The sequence below is a fragment of the Aeromonas sp. sia0103 genome (assembly GCF_963895295.1).
Classification (GTDB): domain Bacteria; phylum Pseudomonadota; class Gammaproteobacteria; order Enterobacterales; family Aeromonadaceae; genus Aeromonas; species Aeromonas encheleia.
Genome location: NZ_CAWQKG010000043.1, coordinates 1 through 255, shown reverse-complemented (window position 1 = coordinate 255; position 255 = coordinate 1). Strand labels below are relative to the sequence as shown.

General features: G+C 51.4%; 1 rRNA gene. It reads right to left on the bottom strand.

Annotated features, from left to right (window positions below):
* Positions 1–255, bottom strand: a 23S ribosomal RNA gene (locus AACW18_RS13945); the annotation flags it as partial.

Sequence of the window (255 nt, the reverse complement as noted above, 5' to 3'; positions counted from 1 at the left end):
GGCGAGGAGGCTTTTCACCCCCTTTATCGTTACTTACGTCAGCATTCGCACTTCTGATATCTCCAGCATACCTCTCGATACACCTTCGCAGACTTACAGAACGCTCCCCTACCACTCACACATAAGTGTGAATCCGCGGCTTCGGTGCCTGGTTTGAGCCCCGTTACATCTTCCGCGCAGGCCGACTCGACTAGTGAGCTATTACGCTTTCTTTAAATGATGGCTGCTTCTAAGCCAACATCCTAGCTGTCTGAG